Origin of the sequence: Stenotrophomonas sp. FSL W7-1447, from assembly GCF_037966425.1 — a bacterium.
Taxonomy (GTDB): Bacteria; Pseudomonadota; Gammaproteobacteria; order Xanthomonadales; family Xanthomonadaceae; genus Stenotrophomonas; species Stenotrophomonas pavanii.
The window spans coordinates 2,560,972-2,582,170 of sequence record NZ_CP150199.1 but is presented as its reverse complement, the minus strand read 5'-3'; the positions used below and the strand labels follow the sequence as shown (position 1 = coordinate 2,582,170).

Annotated in this window: 20 protein-coding genes; 11 read left to right on the top strand and 9 right to left on the bottom strand. The window is 65.9% G+C overall.

The window, feature by feature from the left end; genetic code table 11:
• Positions 1-45 precede the first annotated feature (45 nt).
• Genes NSQ78_RS12165 through NSQ78_RS12150 form a run of 4 tightly spaced genes read right to left on the bottom strand, consistent with a single transcriptional unit; the run spans position 46 to position 5,177 of the window.
• A complete protein-coding gene (locus NSQ78_RS12165; protein ID WP_064238598.1) occupies positions 46-1,350 on the bottom strand; it encodes an MFS transporter in 1,305 nt (434 codons plus the stop codon).
• Positions 1,347-3,575 (bottom strand): oligoalginate lyase, encoded by a 2,229-nt coding sequence (locus tag NSQ78_RS12160; protein ID WP_064238597.1) that lies wholly within the window; start codon positions 3,573-3,575, stop codon positions 1,347-1,349. The genes NSQ78_RS12165 and NSQ78_RS12160 overlap by 4 nt, the downstream gene beginning before the upstream one ends.
• Positions 3,572-4,897: a polysaccharide lyase 6 family protein gene (locus NSQ78_RS12155; protein WP_223224783.1), complete on the bottom strand. Its 1,326-nt coding sequence runs from the start codon at positions 4,895-4,897 to the stop codon at positions 3,572-3,574. Before NSQ78_RS12155 ends, NSQ78_RS12160 begins: the two co-directional genes overlap by 4 nt.
• A complete protein-coding gene (locus NSQ78_RS12150; protein ID WP_162272188.1) occupies positions 4,890-5,177 on the bottom strand; it encodes a hypothetical protein in 288 nt (95 codons plus the stop codon). Before NSQ78_RS12150 ends, NSQ78_RS12155 begins: the two co-directional genes overlap by 8 nt.
• Positions 5,178-5,239: 62 nt before the next feature.
• Here NSQ78_RS12150 and NSQ78_RS12145 point away from each other — a divergent pair, with 62 nt between their 5' ends.
• From NSQ78_RS12145 to NSQ78_RS12135, 3 genes are all read left to right on the top strand, one after another.
• The gene (locus tag NSQ78_RS12145) at positions 5,240-8,131 is read left to right on the top strand and encodes a TonB-dependent receptor (protein WP_064238595.1); all 2,892 of its coding nucleotides are present in this window, start codon (positions 5,240-5,242) and stop codon (positions 8,129-8,131) included.
• Positions 8,132-8,233: 102 nt separating this feature from the next.
• A complete protein-coding gene (locus tag NSQ78_RS12140) occupies positions 8,234-8,977 on the top strand; it encodes a FadR/GntR family transcriptional regulator (protein WP_057494826.1) in 744 nt (247 codons plus the stop codon).
• Between the two features lie 217 nt (positions 8,978-9,194).
• Complete coding sequence (locus NSQ78_RS12135; RefSeq protein ID WP_188238329.1) at positions 9,195-9,740, top strand: hypothetical protein; 546 nt, start codon at positions 9,195-9,197, stop codon at positions 9,738-9,740.
• On the opposite strand, the gene NSQ78_RS12130 is transcribed toward NSQ78_RS12135, so the two are convergent.
• Genes NSQ78_RS12130 through msuE form a run of 3 tightly spaced genes read right to left on the bottom strand, consistent with a single transcriptional unit; the run spans position 9,697 to position 12,395 of the window.
• Positions 9,697-10,725, bottom strand: coding sequence for a methionine synthase (locus NSQ78_RS12130; protein ID WP_064238594.1), 1,029 nt, complete (start codon positions 10,723-10,725; stop codon positions 9,697-9,699). The genes NSQ78_RS12135 and NSQ78_RS12130 overlap by 44 nt on opposite strands.
• Positions 10,726-10,767: 42 nt before the next feature.
• Positions 10,768-11,745, bottom strand: coding sequence for a DUF1852 domain-containing protein (locus NSQ78_RS12125; protein ID WP_049467240.1), 978 nt, complete (start codon positions 11,743-11,745; stop codon positions 10,768-10,770).
• Positions 11,746-11,801: 56 nt separating this feature from the next.
• On the bottom strand, positions 11,802-12,395 hold the full coding sequence (gene msuE, locus NSQ78_RS12120; RefSeq protein WP_049467242.1) for an FMN reductase: 594 nt from the start codon (positions 12,393-12,395) through the stop codon (positions 11,802-11,804).
• A 75-nt stretch (positions 12,396-12,470) separates the two neighbouring features.
• Between msuE and NSQ78_RS12115 the strand changes: the two genes are divergently transcribed.
• Together NSQ78_RS12115 and NSQ78_RS12110 are read left to right on the top strand one after the other, a co-directional pair.
• Positions 12,471-13,385, top strand: coding sequence for a LysR family transcriptional regulator (locus NSQ78_RS12115; protein WP_049467244.1), 915 nt, complete (start codon positions 12,471-12,473; stop codon positions 13,383-13,385).
• Positions 13,385-14,254 (top strand): methylenetetrahydrofolate reductase, encoded by an 870-nt coding sequence (locus tag NSQ78_RS12110; RefSeq protein WP_064238592.1) that lies wholly within the window; start codon positions 13,385-13,387, stop codon positions 14,252-14,254. The genes NSQ78_RS12115 and NSQ78_RS12110 overlap by 1 nt, the downstream gene beginning before the upstream one ends.
• Positions 14,255-14,260: 6 nt before the next feature.
• On the opposite strand, the gene NSQ78_RS12105 is transcribed toward NSQ78_RS12110, so the two are convergent.
• Positions 14,261-14,539, bottom strand: a complete 279-nt coding sequence (locus NSQ78_RS12105) for a hypothetical protein (RefSeq protein ID WP_064238591.1) — start codon at positions 14,537-14,539, stop codon at positions 14,261-14,263.
• 219 nt (positions 14,540-14,758) lie between these two features.
• Between NSQ78_RS12105 and NSQ78_RS12100 the strand changes: the two genes are divergently transcribed.
• Both NSQ78_RS12100 and NSQ78_RS12095 read left to right on the top strand, forming a co-directional pair.
• Entirely contained in the window at positions 14,759-15,286 is a 528-nt protein-coding gene (locus tag NSQ78_RS12100; RefSeq protein ID WP_064238590.1) for a DUF6622 family protein, read from the top strand.
• A gap of 166 nt (positions 15,287-15,452) precedes the next feature.
• Positions 15,453-15,923 carry a hypothetical protein gene (locus tag NSQ78_RS12095; protein WP_064238589.1) on the top strand — a complete coding sequence of 157 codons (471 nt, stop codon included), beginning with the start codon at positions 15,453-15,455 and terminating at the stop codon, positions 15,921-15,923.
• Positions 15,924-16,214: 291 nt separating this feature from the next.
• On the opposite strand, the gene NSQ78_RS12090 is transcribed toward NSQ78_RS12095, so the two are convergent.
• Complete coding sequence (locus tag NSQ78_RS12090; RefSeq protein ID WP_339206219.1) at positions 16,215-17,117, bottom strand: LysR substrate-binding domain-containing protein; 903 nt, start codon at positions 17,115-17,117, stop codon at positions 16,215-16,217.
• Positions 17,118-17,226: 109 nt separating this feature from the next.
• Between NSQ78_RS12090 and NSQ78_RS12085 the strand changes: the two genes are divergently transcribed.
• The 4 genes from NSQ78_RS12085 to NSQ78_RS12070 all read left to right on the top strand — a co-directional run bounded on the left by NSQ78_RS12085 (position 17,227) and on the right by NSQ78_RS12070 (position 21,090).
• Positions 17,227-18,348: a 4-oxalomesaconate tautomerase gene (locus NSQ78_RS12085; protein ID WP_064238588.1), complete on the top strand. Its 1,122-nt coding sequence runs from the start codon at positions 17,227-17,229 to the stop codon at positions 18,346-18,348.
• Positions 18,349-18,423: 75 nt separating this feature from the next.
• Positions 18,424-19,482, top strand: coding sequence for an ABC transporter substrate-binding protein (locus tag NSQ78_RS12080; protein ID WP_064239651.1), 1,059 nt, complete (start codon positions 18,424-18,426; stop codon positions 19,480-19,482).
• Positions 19,483-19,496: 14 nt separating this feature from the next.
• Positions 19,497-20,330, top strand: coding sequence for an ABC transporter ATP-binding protein (locus NSQ78_RS12075; RefSeq protein ID WP_064238587.1), 834 nt, complete (start codon positions 19,497-19,499; stop codon positions 20,328-20,330).
• Complete coding sequence (locus NSQ78_RS12070) at positions 20,314-21,090, top strand: ABC transporter permease (protein WP_005409726.1); 777 nt, start codon at positions 20,314-20,316, stop codon at positions 21,088-21,090. The genes NSQ78_RS12075 and NSQ78_RS12070 overlap by 17 nt, the downstream gene beginning before the upstream one ends.
• Positions 21,091-21,199: the final 109 nt, after the last annotated feature.

The following is a 21,199-nucleotide window of genomic DNA, read 5'->3' as shown; positions in this document are numbered from 1 at the left end:
CGGAAAACTCCTTGGTTTGCGGGGGAATGAAAGGGAGACGCGGGCTCAGCCGACGCGGCGGTCGAGCTTGTGGATCGGCCCGGTCCACCACCACAGCGCGGCCAGCGACAGTGGCACCAGTGCGGCGACGAGGATGAAGATCGGGGCGTAGGAATGACGGGTCAGCACCGGCACCAGCCAGGTGGTGATGAGGGTGCCGGCCACTGCGGCCAGGCCGCCCAGGCCAGCGAGGGTGCCCACCGACCGGCCGTCGAACAGGTCACCCGGCAGGGTCTGGATGTTGCCGATGGCCACCTGGAATCCAAACAGCACTGCGGCGATCGCCAGCACCGCAAGCAGCGGCTGGTTGGCCAGCACCGCGCCCAGCAGGGCGGGGGCCATGATCACGCAGCCCAAGGTGATCGCCAGCTTGCGCGCGCGGTCCACGCTGCACCCGGCGCGGATCAGGCGCCCGGACAGCCAGCCACCCCCGAGGCTGCCCAACATCGCGCCTACGAATGGCACCCAGGCGAACAGGCCGATCTGCTTGATGTCGAAACCGAAGGTTTCAGCGAGATAGATCGGCAGCCAGGACACGAACAACCACCAGATGGGGTCCAGCAGGAAGCGGCAGGCCAGCATGCCCCAGCTCTGCCGATGGGCCAGCAGCGCGCGCACGCTGGCCTTGGGCGTTGCCTGCGCCTGCCGCCCGGCCTGGTCTTCCAGGATCAGCCGGCGCTCGGCATCGCTCACCCACGGATGCTTGTCCGGCCCGGCGCGGTAGACCAACAGCCACGGCAACAGCCACAGGAAGCCGATCGCGCCGACCAGCACGAAGGTGCCACGCCAGCCCAGCCACAGGTACAGGCCGGCGATGGCCGGTGCGGAGACGATCGCGCCGATCGACGCGCCGGCATTGAACACGCCCTGCGCCAACGCACGCTCGCGCGCCGGGAACCATTCGGCGTTGGCCTTCACCGCGCCCGGCCACGCACCCGCTTCGCTGATGCCGAGCATCGCCCGCACCAGGCTGAAGGACAGCATCGAATGGGTGATCGCGTGCAGGGCGATGGAGATCGACCACACGCTGATCGACAGGGCGAAGCCCAGGCGTGTGCCGATCATGTCGAACAGGCGACCGAACAGGAACTGCCCGGTGGCGTAGAACAGCATGAACACCGTTACCAGCAGGGCATAGTCGTCCTTGGTCGCGCCCACTTCCCTGGCGATTTCCGGCCACATCACGGCCAGGGCATTGCGGTCGATGTAGTTGATGACCGTAGCCACGGCGATCAGGCCCACGATCAGCCAGCGTACTGCTGAACGTACCGGCACCTTGCGCAGGTTGGCCACCGCCGCAGGGCCGTTCATTCGCCGTCCCCCTTGCTGCGGTCCATGCGCGCGTGGCTGCCGCTCCATCGATAGGTGTGGCCGTCGATGGTCACGCTGTGCTCGCCCCAGGCGCTGCTGTCGTCGGCCACGCCGAGGGCGATGCGTGCACCGCTGGCCAGGCGCAGTTCGATCACTTCGGCGTCGCTGCCGCGGCCGCGCACGATCGCCTTGATGCGGCTGTCCGCACCGTGCACGTATTCGGCGGTGCCGTTGTACTCGCCATGGGGTTCCAGCACGCTGAAGAAGGTGACGTCCTTCTGGCCTTCCACGCGCTGCAGCAGAGCCGGCTCACGGCGCAGGTTGAACTCCGGATCGTTCGCGCCGCTCTCCACCAGCAGCGCCTGTGCCGGCGCGCTGCTGCCGAAGCGGTAGGTGTAGAAGCGCCCATCCAGCAGCCACGCCAGCGAACGCGGTTCGCTGCCGGGCGCGCTGCGTGCGTCCAGCCACAGGTGCTGGTAGCCGTTGTCCTTGCCCAGCACCGGGCGCTGGGCGGGGAAGTGCGCGGCCTCGAAGCCGGTGGTGACGATGTGGCCGTTGAAGTGTAGCGGCAGGTCGTAGCGTGCGGCCTTTTCGCCGTGGACCTGCAGCAGGTCCAGCACCACCGGCAGGCCCAGGTCGGGGTGGCGCAGCAGCGCCTGGGTGCGGGTGAACGCCACGCCGGGGTAGGCGTCACGCATGCTCGCCGAGGCGACCTGGGTATCGGCATCGGCCTGGAAGAAGCGCACCTGCGGGGCATGCGCCTCGCCGCGCTTCCAGTCGCCCTGGAAGTGGCTCTGCTCGTCCACCACCAGGGTGTTGTGGGCCACCGTCTGCTTGGCCCAGCTGCGGTTCTCGGCCAGGTAGATGCCGCCACGCTTGGCTTCCACGTTGAGGAAGCGGGCGGCGCCGTAGTCGGTCACCACCGGATTGCCGTTGTCGTAGAACAGCCAGTTGAGCTTGTCGAAGTGGCCATGTCCCATCCCCTGCAGGGTGTCCTTCTGCACCAGCGCCTGGCCGCGTTCGCCGTTCATGCGCAGGATCGCCAAGCCGCCACGGTCGCCGTCGGGACCATCGCGCAGCAGCATCGGGTGGTAATCGAAGGGCCTGGCCCTGTTCGCGGCCAGTGCCTGCGCCACCTGCAGGCCCTCGGGCGACAACAGCAGGCGCTTCTGCTGCTGGGCTACCGACAGCAGTCGGTCGTCCCCGGTGCGTGCATAGGCGATGCCGATGCCGGCCACCAGCTCTTCGGTGTCGATGCCCTTGTCCAGGATGGCATCGTTGATCGGGAAGAACAGGCCGCCATAGCTGGACTGCACCAGCGCATCGACAGCCTTCAGCAGTACGCCATCACGGCGCGCGAAGATCTTCCGTTGCGGCTCGTTGCGTTCGATGGCGTTGGCGAACAGCAGGAACGGCGCCAGTGCATAGCGCTGGTAGTACGGACCTTCCTCGTAGTATCCGTCGGGTGAGAACAGCAGGTCGATCTGGCGAAGGAAGCCGAACCGGTCATCCTTCTGGCTCCCGCGCAGGGATTTCTCCACCAGCTCAGGATCGCGCAGTACATAGCCGGTCATGCCGGTAGCCGCCACCGCCCACGTGGCGTGGTTATGGATCTGGTCGTAGTTCTTCGGCTCGCTGGCGAGGAACCCGGCCATCGGCCGGAACACCTTTGATTCGATGGTGTCGCGGTCATCGGCGGACAGCGCATCACGGATCGCGTCGTAGCCCTGGATGGCGTTGACCAGCCACACCGAATCGTTCAGCACCTGCCAGAAGACGCGTCCGGGGATCTGCCCACGGCCTTCGGGATGCGGGCCCAGCGTCGGGTAGAGCCGGGCATACTGCAGCAGCATGTCGCGCGCGTAGTCGACGTAGGCCCTGTCACCGGTCAGCCGATACAACGTGCCGGCCGCGAGCAGGGCCTGATAATTGCGCTTGTGCTGTTCATGGGTGCGTCCGCCGCCCTTGTCCTTCGGTACCGGCACGTCGATGCCGGCCTTCATCATCTTGTTCAGTGTTGCCTCGGTGCGCGCCTGCTCCTTGGCGAACCACGGGTAACGACTGCCTTCGCTGGCCATCTGCTGCCATTGCGCGGCAGTGACCAGCACCGGCGCGGTGTCGGCCTGCCGCGCAGCGGCAGCGGGCGCTGCCAGCAGCGGCGTGGCCGGCAGCAGGGCGAAGGGGGCCGCCAGGGCCAGGGCAACGAACAGCGGCTGCAACCTCATCGATCAACTCCGGTGCTGACGCGTGACAGGGCAACCTCGCCCACCTTGGGATACCAGTCCACGCCGGTCGCCTCGCGCGCGGTCATCGCCAAGGCAGGATCGGCGCCCACCTGGGGCAGCGCAGGCGTGGCAACCCACAACCCGCTGCCAGCCTGCAGCAGGCTGACGCTGCGGCCTTCCACCCCGGCGGGAAACACGCTGCTGGCCGCCGGTGACTGCACGTTGCCACTGAAGGTGATGCCGGCCAGCGAGCTGGCCGTGCTGGGCGGATTCCTGCTGGTGCGATTGACGATCAGGTTGGCGCTGAAGCGGCTGTTGCTGGCGGCCACCACGATGCCCTTGGCTTCATCATGGCCCACGCCGAAGCTGATCTTGGCCACATCCACGAAGGTATTGCGGCTGATCGTGGCATTCACTACCGGTGCGTAACCGGACAGTGGGGGATCGGCCTGTCCATCCATGACGGCCAGCGCGGAGCGGTTGCTGGATCCGGCCAGGCGTTCGAAATAGTTGTTGCTGACGATCTGGTCGCCGTTGATGATGCGCACGCCCCCGGTGCCGGCCTTGTCATCGCCGAGGAAGACGTTGTCGATCACCCGGTTGCCGTTGCCATGGCGCAGTGTGAGTGCGCCGGCAGAGCGGTAGAACACGTTGCCGCGATAGGTGTTGCCCCCGGATTTGCTGCTGATGATCTCGGTTTCGCCGTCGCAGCCTTCAAACCAGTTGTTCTCCACCGTGCTGTTGGATGCGCTCAGCGAGGTGTCACTGGTGCCGATGCGGAGGGTTTCACCGCCGTTGACGCCCAGCGCAGGGCGTGGGCCGAACCAGTTGTGGTCGATGCGGTGCTGGTTGTCCAGGCCCTGCGTGGCATCGCGCACTACCACCACGGTGGGCCCCGCGTTGGTCTTGCCGCGCAGCTGGCTATGGTCCAGCCGGTTGTGGCTGCCATACAGCGATACCCAGTAGTCCTGGTCGCCGGGGTCCGGGTTGGTGTAGTTGTCGATGACCAGGCCGCTCACCTGGCTGTGGCTGGCCACCGCCTTGCTGGATTCGCGGAACGCCACCACCGCGTCGCCCGGTGTGTAGCCGTTGCGGAACACCAGGTTGGACACCTGCAGGTAGCTGCCGGCCAGGCGCAGGTCCGACTGCCCGCTGAGGATCACCTTGCCCGGGGTCTGCGCCCGCAGCACGATCGGCGCGGCGGCGGTTCCCTGGCCCTTCAGCAGCAGCCGGGTGTCGGTCCAGGTGCCATCGGCCAGCACGATTTCGTCACCCGGCTGTAACGACGCGGCGGCCGTGTCGAACTCCGCAGCGTCATGCACGAGCCAGCTTGCGGCGGTTGCCGGCAAAGTGGTCAGGCAAAATGCCAGGGCTGTGGTCAGGCAAATAGAGGTCGGGTGGCGCGAAAGGCGTGTACTGCGCATGGTGTCCTTCCAGAGACGGCCGCGCCGTCGTTTCAGGGATGGGGTGCGGACCAGTTGCGGGACCTTTGTAAGCCAGTGGATGCGCAAAGTCATGCTGCGTTAGCACATTAAATTGCCGTTGATTGGTATGAAACAAAGGCATTCGAAAAAGAACAGACCAGTTGGTTGACATTTTCATGTCCGCATGCCGAAGCTGCGTCCCACGCCTGCCGTGCAGGCGATCCTTTGGGAGGAGGAACCATGCGGCAACCCGCCGGAGCAGTGCCCAGCATCTCGTTGTCCCCCACGCCCCTGATCGTGGCCCTGCTCGCCGTGCTGGCGGGTACGCCTGCCGCCCTGGCCCAGTCCAGCAGGGATACGGCGGGGCAGGACCCCACCACACTCGACCAGGTGCAGGTCACCGGCATCCGTGAGTCGATGCAGAGTTCGATCAACAAGAAGCGCGACGACACCGTCATCGCCGACGTGCTTTCAGCCGACGACATCGGTGACCTGCCGGCCCCGTCGCTGGCCGACGCCATCGAAACGTTGACCGGCGCCGCGTCCACCCGCGACAAGACCGGCGCTTCGGAGATCTCGATCCGCGGCCTTGGCGCATTCCTCAGCAGCACCCATTTCAACGGCCGCGAGATCACCAATGGCAGCGGTGACCGCTCGGTGAACTTCAACATGTTCCCGGCTGAGCTGATCAATACCGTGGCGATCTACAAGACCCAGCGCGCTGACATCATCGAGGGGGGCGTGGCCGGCACCATCGGCCTGGAGACGGTGCGGCCACTGGAGTACGGCAAGCGGGCGGCGCAACTGGACCTGCGCGGCAGCTGGGCCGAGTACGACCACAAATACCGCGACAGGGATGGCATCGGCTACCGCGGCACCGCCAGTTATATCGACCAGTTCGAGTTCGGCAACGGGCAGAAGCTGGGCGTCTCGTTGGGCGTCCAGCGACTGGATGGCACCGACCCGGAAGAGAGCATCACCAGCGGCTCGACCTGGTATGCCTGTGATGGCACGCAGAACGTGGCCAATGCCAACTGCAATGAAGTCTCCGCGCAGGCCATTGCCAACGGCGCACCGTACTACCTGGTGCCAAGCAGCCGCATCTACCGCATGAAGCAGGAGCGCAACGATCGGCAGAGCGAATTCGCTGCACTGCAGTGGCGGCCCAATGACACGGTCGAGTTGAACCTCGACTTCGAACATACCGAGCGCAACTGGTACGAGAACCGCAGCGACCTGAGCCTGTCCAATGCACGGCGTGGCATCACCCGGCGGGAGGTGGACGAGGATGGCATCGTGCGTCACCTGCATGGCAGCACCTCGATCGACTCGACTTCCAACCGCTACTGGCGCGGCGAGGAATACACCGGTGGCGGCGTGAACCTGATCCTGCGCCCCAGCCCGGCCTGGGAGCTGTCCACCGATCTTTCCTATTCGCACACCCATCGCCTCGACAGCGAACGCATGAGCCGCCTGCGCGCCAACCAGCGCGACGTCAACAATGCCGTGGTGCCGGGCATCAGCAGTGGAGCTACCGGCTATGTGGACTATGACTGGGACTGGCGGGGTGAAGTGCCCAGTGTTGCCTTGGCACCGAGTTTCGACCCCGGCAACTGGGATGCCTACACCGGCGCGGCGCGCGTGACCTCCAGCGCGACGGAGAACGACCACAGGATCAACGCCGGACGCTTCGATGCCAGCTTCATGCCGGAGGCCGGCGTCTTCACCCGCATCAAGGGCGGCGTGCGCGCCAGCCAAGCCGATTACCGGCTGCGCGACAACACCCTGGTGACCGACTACGACCCGCGCGTGGCGGCCGACAAGGCGAAGATCATCGCGGCAGGCCGGGCCTGCCGCGCGCCCTTCCCGCAGGACGATTTCATGGATGCGGCCAGCGGCAACACGATTTCCTCGTGGGCCTACTTTGATCCCGACTGCCTGTACCAATCGTTCCGCGGCAGCCTGGACAGCGGGCTCGACCCGGGCTTCCAGGACCCGAACAACGTTGATGTCACCGAGAAGACCCGCGCGATATACCTGATGGGGGAGTTCAGCAGCACCCTGTTCGGCCTGCCGGTAACCGGCAATGCTGGCCTGCGCTGGGTCAGGACCGATGTGCGCTCCGAAGGTGTGCGTACCGGTCTGCGGGTCGAGGACAACGGTGACGGGACGATCCGCCTGCAGCCGACCGGCGCCTACAGCACGCAGGTGTTCAAGGCAGGCAACGACAAGCTGCTGCCCAGCCTCAACGCGGCCTTCGAATTGCGCCCGGACCTGCTGCTCCGGGTGGGTGCGTACCGCGCCATGTCCCGGCCGGACATCGCCGCGCTGGGGGCCGGGCGCACCATCAACGTCAGCAGTGATGCCACCTACGGCAACCTGGCTGACGCGCTGGATGACATCAGCGCCAGCGGCAATCCCGCCGCGCAGCCGCTGATGTCCTGGAATGGCGACCTCTCTCTTGAGTGGTACCCCAATCCCGATACGATGCTGGCCGGGGCGGTGTACTGGAAGCAGTTCAACGGCGGCACCGCCACCGCGCTGGTGCCAGAGACCTATACGATCGATGGCCGCAGTGTGACCGTGCCGGTGCGCCAGCAGGTTACCACCGACGAGGACAGTACGCTGACCGGCTTCGAGCTGACGGCCACTCACCGCCTGTCCTACCTGCCGAAGCCGTTCGATGGGCTGGGCTTCAAGATCAGCTACAACTATGCCGATGCCGATTACCAGACCCAGGATTCGCGCCTGGGTGAGCAGTTGGCCAGCGACGGCACGATCATTCCGGCCATCGTGCCACCGGCGGGCCTGAGCGGCTTCTCGCGGCACGTGCTGTCCGGCTCGATCTACTGGGATGTCGGACGCTTCAACGTCCAGGCCATCGGCAAGTACCGCTCGCGCTATTACCAGGATTTCACCGGCAACGCCGCGCAGCAGAACCGCTATTACGATGACAACACCAGTGTCGATCTGCGCCTGCGCTATCGGGTGAACAAGCAGCTGTCGCTTTCACTGGAACTGATGAACCTGACCAATGAACCACGCGTGGCCTACCAGCCGCTTTATGGGAACTTCCGCGAAGTGGTGAGCTACGGGCGGCGTGCGTATTTCGGTGTACGATACACGTTCTGAACAGGTCGGCGCGGCCAGTGGTCGCGCCGTCGCTCCAACCGGACCGTTGCCGGCCACGGTGGCAGGGCAGGGGCCGGGACGGAATCGCCAAGGGTCAGCCGCATGTCCGCCAACCGTCTTTACCAGACCATCGCCAGCAAGTTGCGCAAGTTGATCGAGGACGGCGAGTTCCCGCCGGGATCGCGGCTGCCGGGCGAGCGTGAGCTGGCCGAGCGCTTCGGGGTCAGCCGGGTCACCATCCGCGAGGCTGAAATCGCACTGGAGGCCCAGGGCTGGATTGCGATCCGCATCGGGTCGGGCGTGCATGTCAAGCCGCGACCGGCGCAGGTGCCGGGCGGCCTGCCGGATGTCAGCGCCTTCGACCTCACCGCGGCCCGCGCGGTGTTCGAAGCCGAAGCGGCGGCGCTGGCCGCCAGCAATCTGGATGACGACGGCATCGCCGAGCTGCAGGTGCTGGCCGAAGCGTTGTGCCGGCGCGACCTGAGCGATGAAGAGGCCGGCGAGTATGACCGCCGCTTCCACCTGACCATCGCGCGGCTTTCCGGCAACCCGGTCGTGGAGTACTTCGTGCAGCAGATCTGGCGCATGCGCAGTGAACTGCCACGGGTGACCGAGGTCTATGCACGGGTCTGCCATGATGATGGTGCCAGCCGTGCCGACGAGCACATGGCGATCTTCGATGCGCTGCGCGCGCGTGATCCGGTGGCCGCACGCAATGCGATGCGGCATCACTTCCAGCGCCTGTTCGAAGCCATGCTGCAGGCCACCGAAAGCCAGGCGCTGGAAGAGATCCGCCGCCGCACGCAGCAGGACCGCGAGCGGTTCATGGCCACGACGCGGATCTGATCGACGAAGCGGCGCTCGATCGAGCGGTCGCGCGAACCGAGCCGAGTGGCTCGAAGCGGTGATCGGCCGTGACGTGTCACGGTAATGATTCCTGCCCCCGCCAACGTGGCGTGCGGCCGCACGGGGCTGCTGTTTCTCTGTCGAACGCTTCACGGTCGCAGATCCGGACCCGTTCGCAATCTCATTCCCTGCGACGGCCGCTCGTATCCTTCCGGCCATGCAGCCCTCCTTCGATCATCACGATCTGCCAGCAGTCACCGCGCCCTCCGGCTGGGTGCAACGCGGTGAACGCTGCGAGCTGTGGTGGAACGGCCGCTCCGTGGCCTGCATCGTCCCGCACGCGGTGTCCGGCTTCCGGGTGCGCCTGGATGCGCGCGGTGCGTCGCAGCCCAAGGTCGTCCAGGCCGCCAACGTGCGGCAGGCCAGGCGCTACGCAGAGCGCTGGTGCGCGGTTCGGCTTTGGCCGCAGTTGCGGCTGCGCGACGCGGTCGCCCGCCTGGTGGACGTAGCGCCCGGCGCAGGCGCTGCACTGCAACCTGCGCTTACGCGCGAGCAGCGCCAGCAGGCGCGGCGCCTGGCCGAGGCCGGGGCAGGGGAGATGGCACGGATCAAGCAGGCGCTGGCGCCGCGGCGGCCTGCGGCGCTGGCCAGGCCCGACGTGCAGGCGCGCGGCCAGAACGGATGCAGTGCCGGCACGGCGCCCGCTGCTCCCGCGCGAGCTATGCCGATAGCTCCTCGCGCACGATCCTCGCCCCTTCGCTGAGCGCACGCAGCTTGCCCCTGGCCACGTCGCGTGCCAGCGGCGCCATGCCGCAGTTGGTGCTGGGGTACAGCTTGTCGGCGTCGACGAACTGCAGTGCCTTGCGCAGGGTGCTGGCCACCTCGTCGGCCGTCTCGACCGTGCTGGAAGCCACGTCGATGGCGCCGACCATCACCTTCTTGCCGCGCACCAGCTCGATCAGGTCGATCGGCACGTGCGAGTTGTGGCATTCCAGCGAAATGATGTCGAGGCTGGAGGTCTGCAGTTTCGGGAACGATTCCTCGTACTGGCGCCATTCCGATCCCAGCGTCTGCTTCCAGTCGGTGTTGGCCTTGATGCCGTAGCCGTAGCAGATGTGCACGGCTGTCTCGCACTTCAGCCCCTCGACTGCGCGCTCCAGCGCGGCCACGCCCCAGTCGTTCACTTCGTCGAAGAACACATTGAAGGCCGGCTCATCGAACTGGATGATGTCCACGCCAGCGGCCTCCAGTTCCTTCGCTTCCTCGTTGAGGATCTTCGCGAACTCCCAGGCCAGCTTCTCGCGGCTCCTGTAGTGGGCGTCGTACAGCGTGTCGATCATCGTCATCGGGCCGGGCAGCGCCCACTTGATCGGCTGCGTGGTCTGCCGACGCAGGAATTTCGCATCCTCGACGAATACCGGCCTGGGCCGACTCACGGCGCCGACCACGGTGGGCACGCTGGCATCGTAGCGGTTGCGGATGCGCACGGTTTCGCGCTTTTCGAAGTCGACGCCATGCAGATGCTCGATGAAGGTGGTGACGAAGTGCTGCCGGGTCTGCTCACCGTCGCTGACGATGTCGATGCCCGCGTGTCGCTGTTCCTGCAGGGACAGGCGCAGGGCATCCTGCTTGCCTTCAGCCAGGCCCTCGTCCTGCAGCTTCCAGGGCGACCAGAGCTTCTCCGGCTCGGCCAGCCAGGAGGGTTTGGGCAGGCTGCCGGCGGTGGAGGTGGGGAGCAGTTTCTTCATCGGTATCGGGTTGTCCTGGGATGCGAATGGGAAATCGATGGATCAGCGGGCAGCCCACTGCTCAAGCACGGCGCGGTAGGGCTTGATGAAGTGTTCCTCGGTGAACCGGCCCTGCTTGACCGCCAGCTGGCTGCGCTCTTCGCGGTCGTAGACAATGCGGGTGGATGAGTAATCCTGGTGCTTCAGGCTGGGCTGGTAGACCTTGCCGGCCACGGAATTGGCGTTGTAGATCTCCGGGCGGTAGATCTTCTGGAACGCTTCCATGGTGCTGATGGTGCCGATCAGTTCCAGGTTCGAGTAATCGCCCAGCAGATCACCTTGGAAGTAGAACGCCAGCGGCGCGACGCTGCCCGGCGGCATGAAGTAACGCACCTGCAGGCCCATCTTGTCGAAGTAGTGGTCGGTGGCAGAGAACTCGCCCTGCCGGTACTCCACGCCCAGGATGGGGTGGTGGTTCTCGGTGCGGTGGTAGGTCCTGCTGCTGGAGACGCTGATGCAGATGACCGGGCCCTTGCTGAAGTTGGCGCGGTAGGCGTCCGATCCCAGGAAGTGCTTGAACAGCTTGCCGTGCAGGTCGCCAAAGCCTTCCGGAAGCCCGAAGGTGGCCTTGCCCTCGTTGCTGGCCGGCAGCACCACGCTGAAATCATAGTCACGCACGTAGGACGAGAAATTGTTGCCGACGATGCCTTCGGTACGCACGCCTGTCTGCGTGTCGACGAGGGTGGGCTGCAGTACCTCGATCAACGGGAACGGATCGCTGCCGTCAGCGCCGTCGATGTGCATCTCCACCGAGATGATGTCCAGCTCGACCGCGTAACGGTCCGCGTTCGGGTTGTCCCAGTGCGCCAGGTCGTTGAAGCGGTTGTTGATCATGCGGATCGTGTTGCGCAGGTTTTCCCGCCGGGAGGCACCGCGGGCCAGGTTGGCGAAGTTGGTGGTGATGCGCGTGCCCTCGGCCGGCTGGTAGTCCTCGTTGAACGGGATGCGCGTGATGCTGAAGGTGAAGGTGTCGGTCGTCATGGGCGGCGTTCCGGGTCTGCGGGTGGCATCCAGATGCGGAGGGGCGCATCTGGCATTCAAAGGGCTTCGGTGGCCGCGCGGGGGACGGGCGGCGCGGCGCGGTGCGAGAGCGCCAACAACGGCATGGCCCGCTGTACCGCCAGTCGCGCGCGCTGGATCAGTGCTTCGTTGTGCACGCGTCCTTCGGCGAAGTCGCGGTCGGTGGCGTAGATGCCCAGCGGCAGAGTGCGGGCCTGGAAGAAACTGAAAAGCGGCCGCAGCTGATGGTCGATCACCAGCGCATGGCGCTCGCTGCCGCCGGTGGCGGCCAGCAGGATGGGGGTGTCGACCAGCGCGTCCTGGTCGATGAAGTCGAAGAAGTGCTTGAACAGACCGGTGTACGAACCGCGGTAGACCGGCGTGGCCACGACCAGCACGTCGGCCTGTTCAACGGCCAGCAGTTGCCGCTCCACGGTCTCGGGCAGCTGCGAACGCCACAGCGCGCCGGCCAGCTGCGGGGCCAGCTGGCCCAGTTCGACCAGCTGCGGACTGCCCGGCACCTGCTCGACGATCAGGTCCAGCAGGTGTTCGCAGAGGGTGGTCGCGCGCGAGGGGCGCTGCAGTCCGCCGGAAACGGCGACGATACGGAGGGGGCGGTGGGGTGAAGGCATGACCCGATGCTAGTCATGCCGTTCCATGACGTAAAATGGTATTACTTCACTAATCCATGAATGAGATTCATCGTCATGCTGGAGCGCATCCACCTCAGCATCGTGCAGCAGGTCGAGCAGCAGGGCTCGCTGACTGCCGCGGCCGGCGTGCTGAACCTGACCCAGTCGGCGCTCAGCCACAGCATGAAGAAGCTGGAGCAGCAGCTGGGGACCGAGGTCTGGCTGCGTGAGGGTCGCAGCCTGCGGCTGACCCAGGCCGGGCAGTACCTGCTGGCGGTCGCCAACCGGGTGCTGCCGCAGCTGGACCTGGCCGAGGAGCGCCTGCGCCAGTTCGCCCAGGGCGAGCGCGGCGCGCTGCGCATCGGCATGGAATGCCACCCGTGCTACCAGTGGCTGCTGAAGATCGTCTCGCCCTACCTGGCGGCGTGGCCGGACGTGGATGTGGACGTCAAGCAGAAGTTCCAGTTCGGCGGCATCGGCGCATTGTTCGGCTACGAGATCGATCTGCTGGTTACCCCCGATCCGCTGCTGAAGCCGGGCCTGAAGTTCATCCCGGTGTTCGACTACGAACAGGTACTGGTAGTGGCCGGGAACCATGCCCTGGCCAAGGTGGACTACGTAAAGCCACGCCAGCTCGGCCAGGAAGTACTGATCAGCTATCCGGTGCCGTTCGAGCGCCTGGACATCTACAACCAGTTCCTGCTGCCGGCCGGCATCACGCCCCGGCGCCACAAGGCCATTGAAACCACCGACATCATGATGCAGATGGTGGCCAGCGGCCGCGGCGTGGCTGCCATGCCGCGCTGGCTGGTGGAGGAGTACGCCGCGCGCATGGACGTGGTACCCGTCCGCCTGGGCGCCAAAGGCATTCCCAAGCAGATCTACCTGGGCGCGCGCGAGGCCGATACCGGCATCGACTACCTGCAGGCCTTCATCGAACTGGCGCGCAACAGCTCGCCGCTTGCCGGCAATGTGGGCGGAGCGCGCTGATGCCGGCGGGCCTGTCACTGCGGGCGGACGCCTTCATCAATGCCTTTTCGCTGGAAGTGAGCGCGAAAGCCATGCCGGCGCTGCGCGCCGAGGCGGATCGGATCCCGCGCGGTACGGTTATCTCCATTCCGTACCTGGCCAGCGAGGATGACGACGCCCGCCTGGCCGCCGCGCGCACGGTGCGCGCGCTCGGCTTCGAGCCGATGCCGCATCTCTCGGCCCGCCGCATCGGGTCGGCCGCAGCGCTTGCACGCTTCCTGGAACGTGCTGTTGGCGAAGCCGGAGTCGCGCGTTGCCTGCTGATCGCGGGCGACCTGGCCACGCCCGCCGGACCGTTTGCCGACAGTGCTTCGATCATCCAGACCGGTGTTCTGGAGCAATCCGGCATCAAGGTCGTTGGTATCGGCGGGCACCCGGAAGGGCATCCGGTCATGAGCAGTGACGAACGCTGGCAGGCGCTTGAGCGTAAATGCCAGGCCATCGAAGCACGTGGCATGGCGCCTTTGGTCGTCACCCAGTTCGCCTTCGATGCCGATACCGTGCTGGCCTGGCTGGATGGACTGCGCGCCCGTGGCATCAGCGTTCCGGTGCTGGTCGGCGTGCCGGGTCCGGCCAGCATCCCCCGATTGCTGCGCTACGCCACGATGTGCGGCGTAGGCGCCAGCGCATCGATGTTGGCCAGGTATGGCATCTCGATCGGCCGGCTGATTGGAACCGCAGGGCCCGAGGTGTTCGTCGATCGCCTGGTGAGGGGGCTGACCAGCGCCCATGGCCAGGTCAGCCCGCACTTCTTCCCGTTTGGCGGTATTGCGCCGTCGCTGGAGTGGATGGTGCAGTACCGGCGGCGCACTTCAAGCAAAGGTGGTTGAATCGCCTCAGCCTGGCAGGTCGCACTTCATCTTGCCGTCCACGTAGTACGGCTTGGGTACGTTCGGGTTTGGGCTGGTCTTCTCGAAGACCACCTCGAACGAGGCAGCATCGGGCGTGCCCTTGCGCTCGGTACATGCGTCCTGCAGCTTCTTCTTGACCGCAGTGATACCGGCATCGCGGTTGGCACCCTCGGCGCTGTTGGTCAGATTCACGGTCTCGGCCGAGGCCAGTGGGCTCAGCGCAAGCAGGGCGCCGGTCAGCATCAGGGTGTGCAGCTTCGTCATGGTTCGTACCTGGCAGGTCTCCAATGAGTGCCCCAGCATAGGGCCGGGCCGTTAACGGCATGTGCCCGGCCGGGTGAGGCAGGGTGGGCGCGGCGCCACGGCGTAACCCGCGATGGCTGACAGCTGTCACTGGCTGCAACCCGGGCGGACGCGAATAGTGAGCGCCAAGGCGAGGGCACCTCGCCACCACTCAGCCACCACTCACCAAGGGGACCGCTCATGAACATGCTCCAGCACCTCGCCTCGCAGACGCCGATCTGGGTCTGGCTGCTCCTGGCCTTCCTGATCACCCGTGGCATCGCCGCCATGAAGCCGGCCGAGACCTCGCTGCAGAAGCTGGCGGTCGTACCCACCCTGTTTGCCGTCTGGGGTGGGTGGTCGATCAGCCATCGCTTCGGCGCGTCGCTGATCGCCTGGAGCGAGTGGCTGGCCGGCATCGCCACGGGCGCGGCGCTTGCCTGGCTGCTGCTGAATCGATTGAAGCTGACCCTGGACCGCAGCACCGGCAAGCTCTGGCGCAGCGCCGACTTCAGCCTGCTGCCGCTGCTGCTGGTCACCTTCCTGGTGAAGTACGGCTTCGAAGTCGCATTTGCGGTGTCGCCGTCGCTGACCGCCCATGCCGGCTTCAGTGCCGCCTACCTGCTGCTGACGGGCGGGTTCACTGGCATCTTCATCGGCAAGTACGCCCGGTACCTGGCCTCGCTGCGGGTGGATGCGGCGGGCAAGGGACTGGAAACCGCAGGCTGATTGACCTGGTAGTGCCGGCCGCTGGCCGGCCTCCCCATGCAGGGTTGTGTGGGGCCTGCGCAGTCGTCACGTTGAACCATGCGGTGGGCGGGTTGTACTTCGCAGCTTGGCACGTCAGCGTAGTGGGTACCGCCAAGGTTCAGACAGGTCAAATGAAGGCTCCAAAATGAAGATGCTGACCTCTTCCCTCATGTTCCTGGGCTTGGTGGTTGCGGCAGGAATCGTTTGGATAACGTATCCGACCTCTCTCGAATCTGAGCTCAGAACATTCCGCTCACTTCCACCAGAAGCATTCAAGATGCTTCGCGACGATGCGATCGCCTTCGCTCGGGCGAACGCATCGAATGGCATTGCCATCGAAGCCGGCCCCCCGCAGTCGAGCGTGTTCGAACTGCGGTGCAGAAAGGTTCCATTGCTCCTGGTCGAGAACGGGCATGACCTGCTCACCCTCGATATCTTTGGATACGCAGACCGACGTGCGCGAGGCATTGCCAAGCTTCAAGATCAGATGACATCGAGACTGATCCCGGAGGGTCAGCCCGGCAAGCCCGGCCCGATTTCTGGAGAGCCCTCGGGACTGGAGGCGCTCATCATGAAGCATCGAGACGGCATCGATGTCGCGCAGCAGTGCCATTGAATCCAGGGGCGATTGAAGTGCGTCAAACGTATTGATCTCCTGACTTCGAATCCGTCGCACCTTATGCACGCCGCCTGATCGACCAGGTGGGCGTGCCCGACGTCGATGCCACCGATTGGTCGCCACTGGCGGTGGCTCTGCAGCAACAGCGCGGCGCCAGCAATCCGCGTCCTGTTTGACCGCCGCGGGCAACAGCACGTCGGACAGATCGCTGTCCGACGCTTCGGTGACCAGGCAGGGTGCATCGCGGAAGCCCAGCCTGCGCAGCAGCCCAGTCAGACGTCCAGCGCCTTAGACGTTCCCACGCCACTGGCTCATCAGCATCTGAAGGAATCGCTCCGCCGTGGGCGAGAGCAGGGCGCCGCGTCGGCGGACGATGCCGATCGTGCGCGACACCACCGGGTTGCCGATCGCGCGTGTCACCAGGGTGGGATGATCCCCGTCCGGCGTGGCCATCTTCGGCAGCACCGACACGCCGATGCCGGCCTCGACCATGCCCAGTGACGTGGACAGGTGCGTCACTTCGTAGTGCCAGCTCAACTTGAGGTTCTCGCGCGCCAGTGCACCGTCCAGCAGCGTGCGGTTGCCGCTCGTGCGATGCACGGTGATCAGCTGGTGCTCGGCCAGGTCGGCCCACTCCACCTTTCGCTTTCGGGCCAGCGGATGGTCACGCCGGCAGGCGAGCACGAAGGGGTCCTCCGCCAGTACGTCGAAATCGAGATTCGGGTCATTGGCGCCCATGAAGTTGATCCCGAACTCGACTTCGCCACGTTCCACGGCCTGCAGACCCTCCGTGGCCGGGATATCCAGAATGCGGAAGCGCACGTTCGGGTGCGCTTCGTGGAAACGCGCCATCACGCTGGGCAGGAAGTAGAACGCCGCGGTCGGCAGGCACGCGATGGTGACGGTGGCGCCGCGGGTGTCTTCGCGGCCGCGCAGCGAGAACAGTGAGCCATCGAATTCCTCCAGCATGCGGCGTACCAGCGGCAGCAGGTTCTCGCCGACAGCGGTGGTATTGACGCTGCGCGTGGTGCGCTCCAGCAGCGGCGAACCCACGGCCTGCTCCAGCTTCTGTATCCGCCGGCTGAGCGCCGGCTGGGAGACGTGCAGGATTTCAGCGGCGCGGTGGAAGCTGCGTGTCTCCGACACCAGCAGGAATGCGCGCAGGTCCAGGATTTCGCAATTGATGCTCATTGGGTATCAATCATCCAAAAATCAGCAATTCACAGATCAATTGAGGTCATGCCAGTATCGAATCACAGAGGGGTCATTCATCCCCTATACGCATCAATCTAGCACACGTATGACCAACGATCTGCTCAGCATTCCCTGCGTGCTCATGCGCGGCGGCACCTCCAAGGGCCCGTTCTTCCTGGCCAGCGACCTGCCGGCCGACACCGCCGAACGCGATCGCCTGCTGCTGGAAGTGATGGGCTCGGGCCATCCGTTGCAGATCGACGGCATCGGCGGTGGCAACGCGCTGACCAGCAAGGTGGCGATCATCGACCGCTCGAGCCGGGCGGACGCCGACGTGGATTACCTGTTCGCCCAGGTACGGGTGGAGCAGCAGGTGGTGGATACCTCGCCCAACTGCGGCAACATGCTGGCGGCCGTGGGCCCGTATGCCATCGAGCGTGGGCTGGTGCAGGCGCAGGATCCGCAGACTGAAGTGCGCATCCACAACGTCAACACCGGCAAGCTGATCATCGCCACGGTGGAAACGCCGGGCGGCCATGTGGTCTACCGCGGTGATACGCGCATTGCCGGCGCGCCGGGCTCGGCAGCGCCGGTCAGGCTCTCCTTCCTTGATGCCGCAGGTGCCCGCACCGGCAAGCTGCTGCCCAGTGGCCTCGCGCAGGAAACCATCAATGGCGTGCCGGTCAGCCTGGTGGACTGTGCCATGCCGATGATGCTGGTGCGTGCCGAAGACCTGGGCGTGCGTGGTGATGCCTCGCCCGCCGAACTGAACGCGGACGCCGTGTTCATGCGCCGGCTGGAAGCGCTGCGCATCGAGGCGGGCGCCCGCATGGGCATCGCCGACGCCGGCAACAAGGTCATCCCCAAGCCGGTGCTGCTGTCGGCGCCGCAACACGGCGGCGATCTGCAGGTGCGCTACTTCATGCCGCACCAATGCCATACCGCACTGGCGATCACCGGCGCCGTCGGCCTGGCCACCGCCGCCGTCACGCCGGGCACGCTGGCCCACACTTTGGTCGGATGCCTGTCCGTTCCCGGCCGCATTACCCTCGAACATCCGAGCGGGGCCCTGGAGGTGGGCCTCAGTCGCAGTTCGGGCGATGCGCCGGTGATTGCCAGCGTGGTCCGCACCGCGCGCCGCCTGTTCGACGGCCGGGTATATGCAACCTCGCCCGCGCCCGCCCGGGCCAGTACCACCCAAGACCGCCAATGGACGTCAGCGGCATGATCTGAAACCGGCCGGGTCGGCACAGGCGTGCCTGCCCGCCACCACAACGTAGATGCTTCACTCCTGGGAGGGATGATGTACAAGCAGTTCCTGATGGCCGCGCTGTGCGCGGCCGGCCTGGCCGCGGCCGGATGCAGCAACAGCGGGCGCACCGAAGGCGCGTCCGCCGACGGTGGTGACAATGCACCGGTACGCATCAGCGTCGGCTCCTACAATCTCAACAACCTGCCGTTCTTCATTGCCGACGCCAAGGGCTATTTCAAGGACGTCGGCCTGCAGGTGAAGACCGAGAACTTCGCGCAGGGCGGCTCCAAGGTATTGCAGGCGCTGGTGGCCAATTCCACCGACGTGGCCGTCGGCTTCTACGACCACACCATCCAGATGCAGGCCAAGGGCAAGGACGTGGTGGCCTTCGTGCTGCTCTCGCGCAACTCCGGCCTGGTGATGGCCGGCCGCGAGGATGCCACCTTCGATCCGGCCCGCCCGGAGACCATCAAGGGCCAGAAGGTCGGGATCACCGCACCGGGCTCATCGTCGGATTTCTTCGTCCGTCACTTCCTCGCCCAGCACGATATTCCGGCTGACAGCATCTCGTTGATCGGCGTCGGCTCGGGCGCCGCAGCGGTGGCCGCGCTCGAGCAGGGCAAGATCGACCTGCTGGTCAACTACGATCCGGCCGCCACCCTGATCACCGAACGCAAGGTCGGCAGGATCCTGCTCGACGCGCGCAGCGACGACGGCGCCCGCCAGGTCTATGGCGGCCTGTACCCGACCTCGGTGATGTATGCCAACCAGAGCTTCCTGGACACGCGTCCCGAAGCGGCCGAGAAGATCGCCCGCGCCGAGCAGATGGCCTTGAAGTTCATCGCCGACAACAGTGCCGAAGACATCGTGGCGGCGCTGCCGGACAGCTACGTCTCTGGCGACCGCGCCACCTATGCGCGCGCGGTGGAGAACGCCCGCGCGATCTTCACCCGCGACGGTCACTTCACGCCGGCCGACCTGGAAACGCCGTTGAAGGTGCTGCGCGAGTTCAACACGGATGTGGCCAAGGCCAACATCGATCTGTCCAGGACCTACACCAATGCCTTCGTCGAGCGTGCCAACGCTGCGGCGCCGGCTGCCCAACCGTAAGCGGAGGTAACCCCATGGCCCTCAATGCCACCGTGCGCCAGCTCAATGGCGCGCCGCAGCTGGAGCCTGCACAGACCATGGTCGCCATCAACAAGGTGACCATGTCCTTCGGCGATTTCACCGCCGTTCGCGATGTCGACATCCAGGTGGGTGACGGCGAATTCCTCGCCATCGTCGGACCCACCGGCTGCGGCAAGAGCACCATCCTCAATTCCGTGGCGGGCCTGCTGAAGCCGTCGTCGGGCCAGGTCAGCATCGATGGCCGTGCCGTCAGCGGCGTGCAGGAGTCGGTCGGCTACCTGTTCCAGCAGGACGCACTGTTGCCGTGGAAGACGGCGTACCAGAACGTTGAACTCGGCCTGCGCTTCCGCGGCGTGCCCGAGGCCGAACGCAAGGCCAAGGCCAACGCGTGGCTGGCCAAGGTCGGCCTGGCCGGCTTCGAGCATCGCTACCCGCACCAGCTGTCCGGTGGCCAGCGCAAGCGCGTGCAGATGGCGCAGGCGTTGATCGTCGAACCGAAGGTGATACTGATGGATGAACCGTTCTCGGCGCTGGACATCCACACCCGGCACCTGATGCAGAACGAGCTGCTGCGCCTGTGGCAGGAGGACCGGCGCTCGGTGATCCTGATCACCCACGATCTGGAAGAAGCAATCGCCCTGGGCGACCGCGTCGTGGTGCTGTCCTCCGGCCCGGCCAGCCGTGTGGTGCGCAGTTTCGACGTGGATCTGGAACGGCCGCGGAACGTGGCCGAAATCAAGCTGGATGACCGTTTCACCGACCTGTACCGCGACATCTGGGCCTGCCTGCGCGGCGAAGTGGAGAAGAGCTATGCACGCCAAGACTGACAAGTTCATCCAGCTGGCCCTGGTGGTCGCCGTGTTCGGGGGCTGGGAGGGCGGTATCGCGCTGGGCGTGATCGATCCGTTCTTCTTCCCGTCGCCGACGGCGATCGTGCAGCAGGCCTGGACCTGGCTGTCCGATACCTCGTTCTACCAGCACGTGTACATCACGCTGACCGAAACCGCGCTGGGCTACATCATCGGCACCGGCCTGGGCGTGGCGGGCGGCGTGTGGCTGGGCCTGAGCCGGCGCTCGGCGCGCATCCTCGATCCCTTCATCAAGGGCTTCAACGCGATTCCGCGCGTGGTGCTGGCGCCGATCTTCGTGCTGTGGCTGGGCCTGGGCCTGTGGTCGAAGGTGGCGCTGGCGGTCACGCTGGTGTTCTTCACCACGTTCTTCAACGCCATGCAGGGCGTGCGCGAGGTGAACCCGGTGGTGCTCGCCAATGCCCGCATCCTGGGGGCGAGCCGCAGCGACCTGCTGCGCCACGTGTATTTCCCGGCGGCCGCGAGCTGGATCCTCTCGTCGCTGCGTACCTCGGTCGGCTTTGCCGTGGTCGGCGCGATCATCGGTGAGTACCTCGGCGCCTCGGCGGGCCTGGGCTACCTGATCGCGCAGGCAGAAGGCAACTTCAACGCTGTGGGTGTGTTCGCCGGCATCATCATCCTGGCTGCCTTCGTGCTGGTCATCGACGCGCTGCTGGACGTGGTCGAGAACAAACTGATCACCTGGCGTCCCAACGCGCAGGCACAGGCCACCAGCTGACCCGGACGGGCTGAGCCCGCCTGCCGCGCCGCCGGACCGATCCGGCGGCGCGTGCTTCCTTCCCCGATCTTCCCCCGCACCACCGCAACAGGCCAGCGCCAGGCCAGGG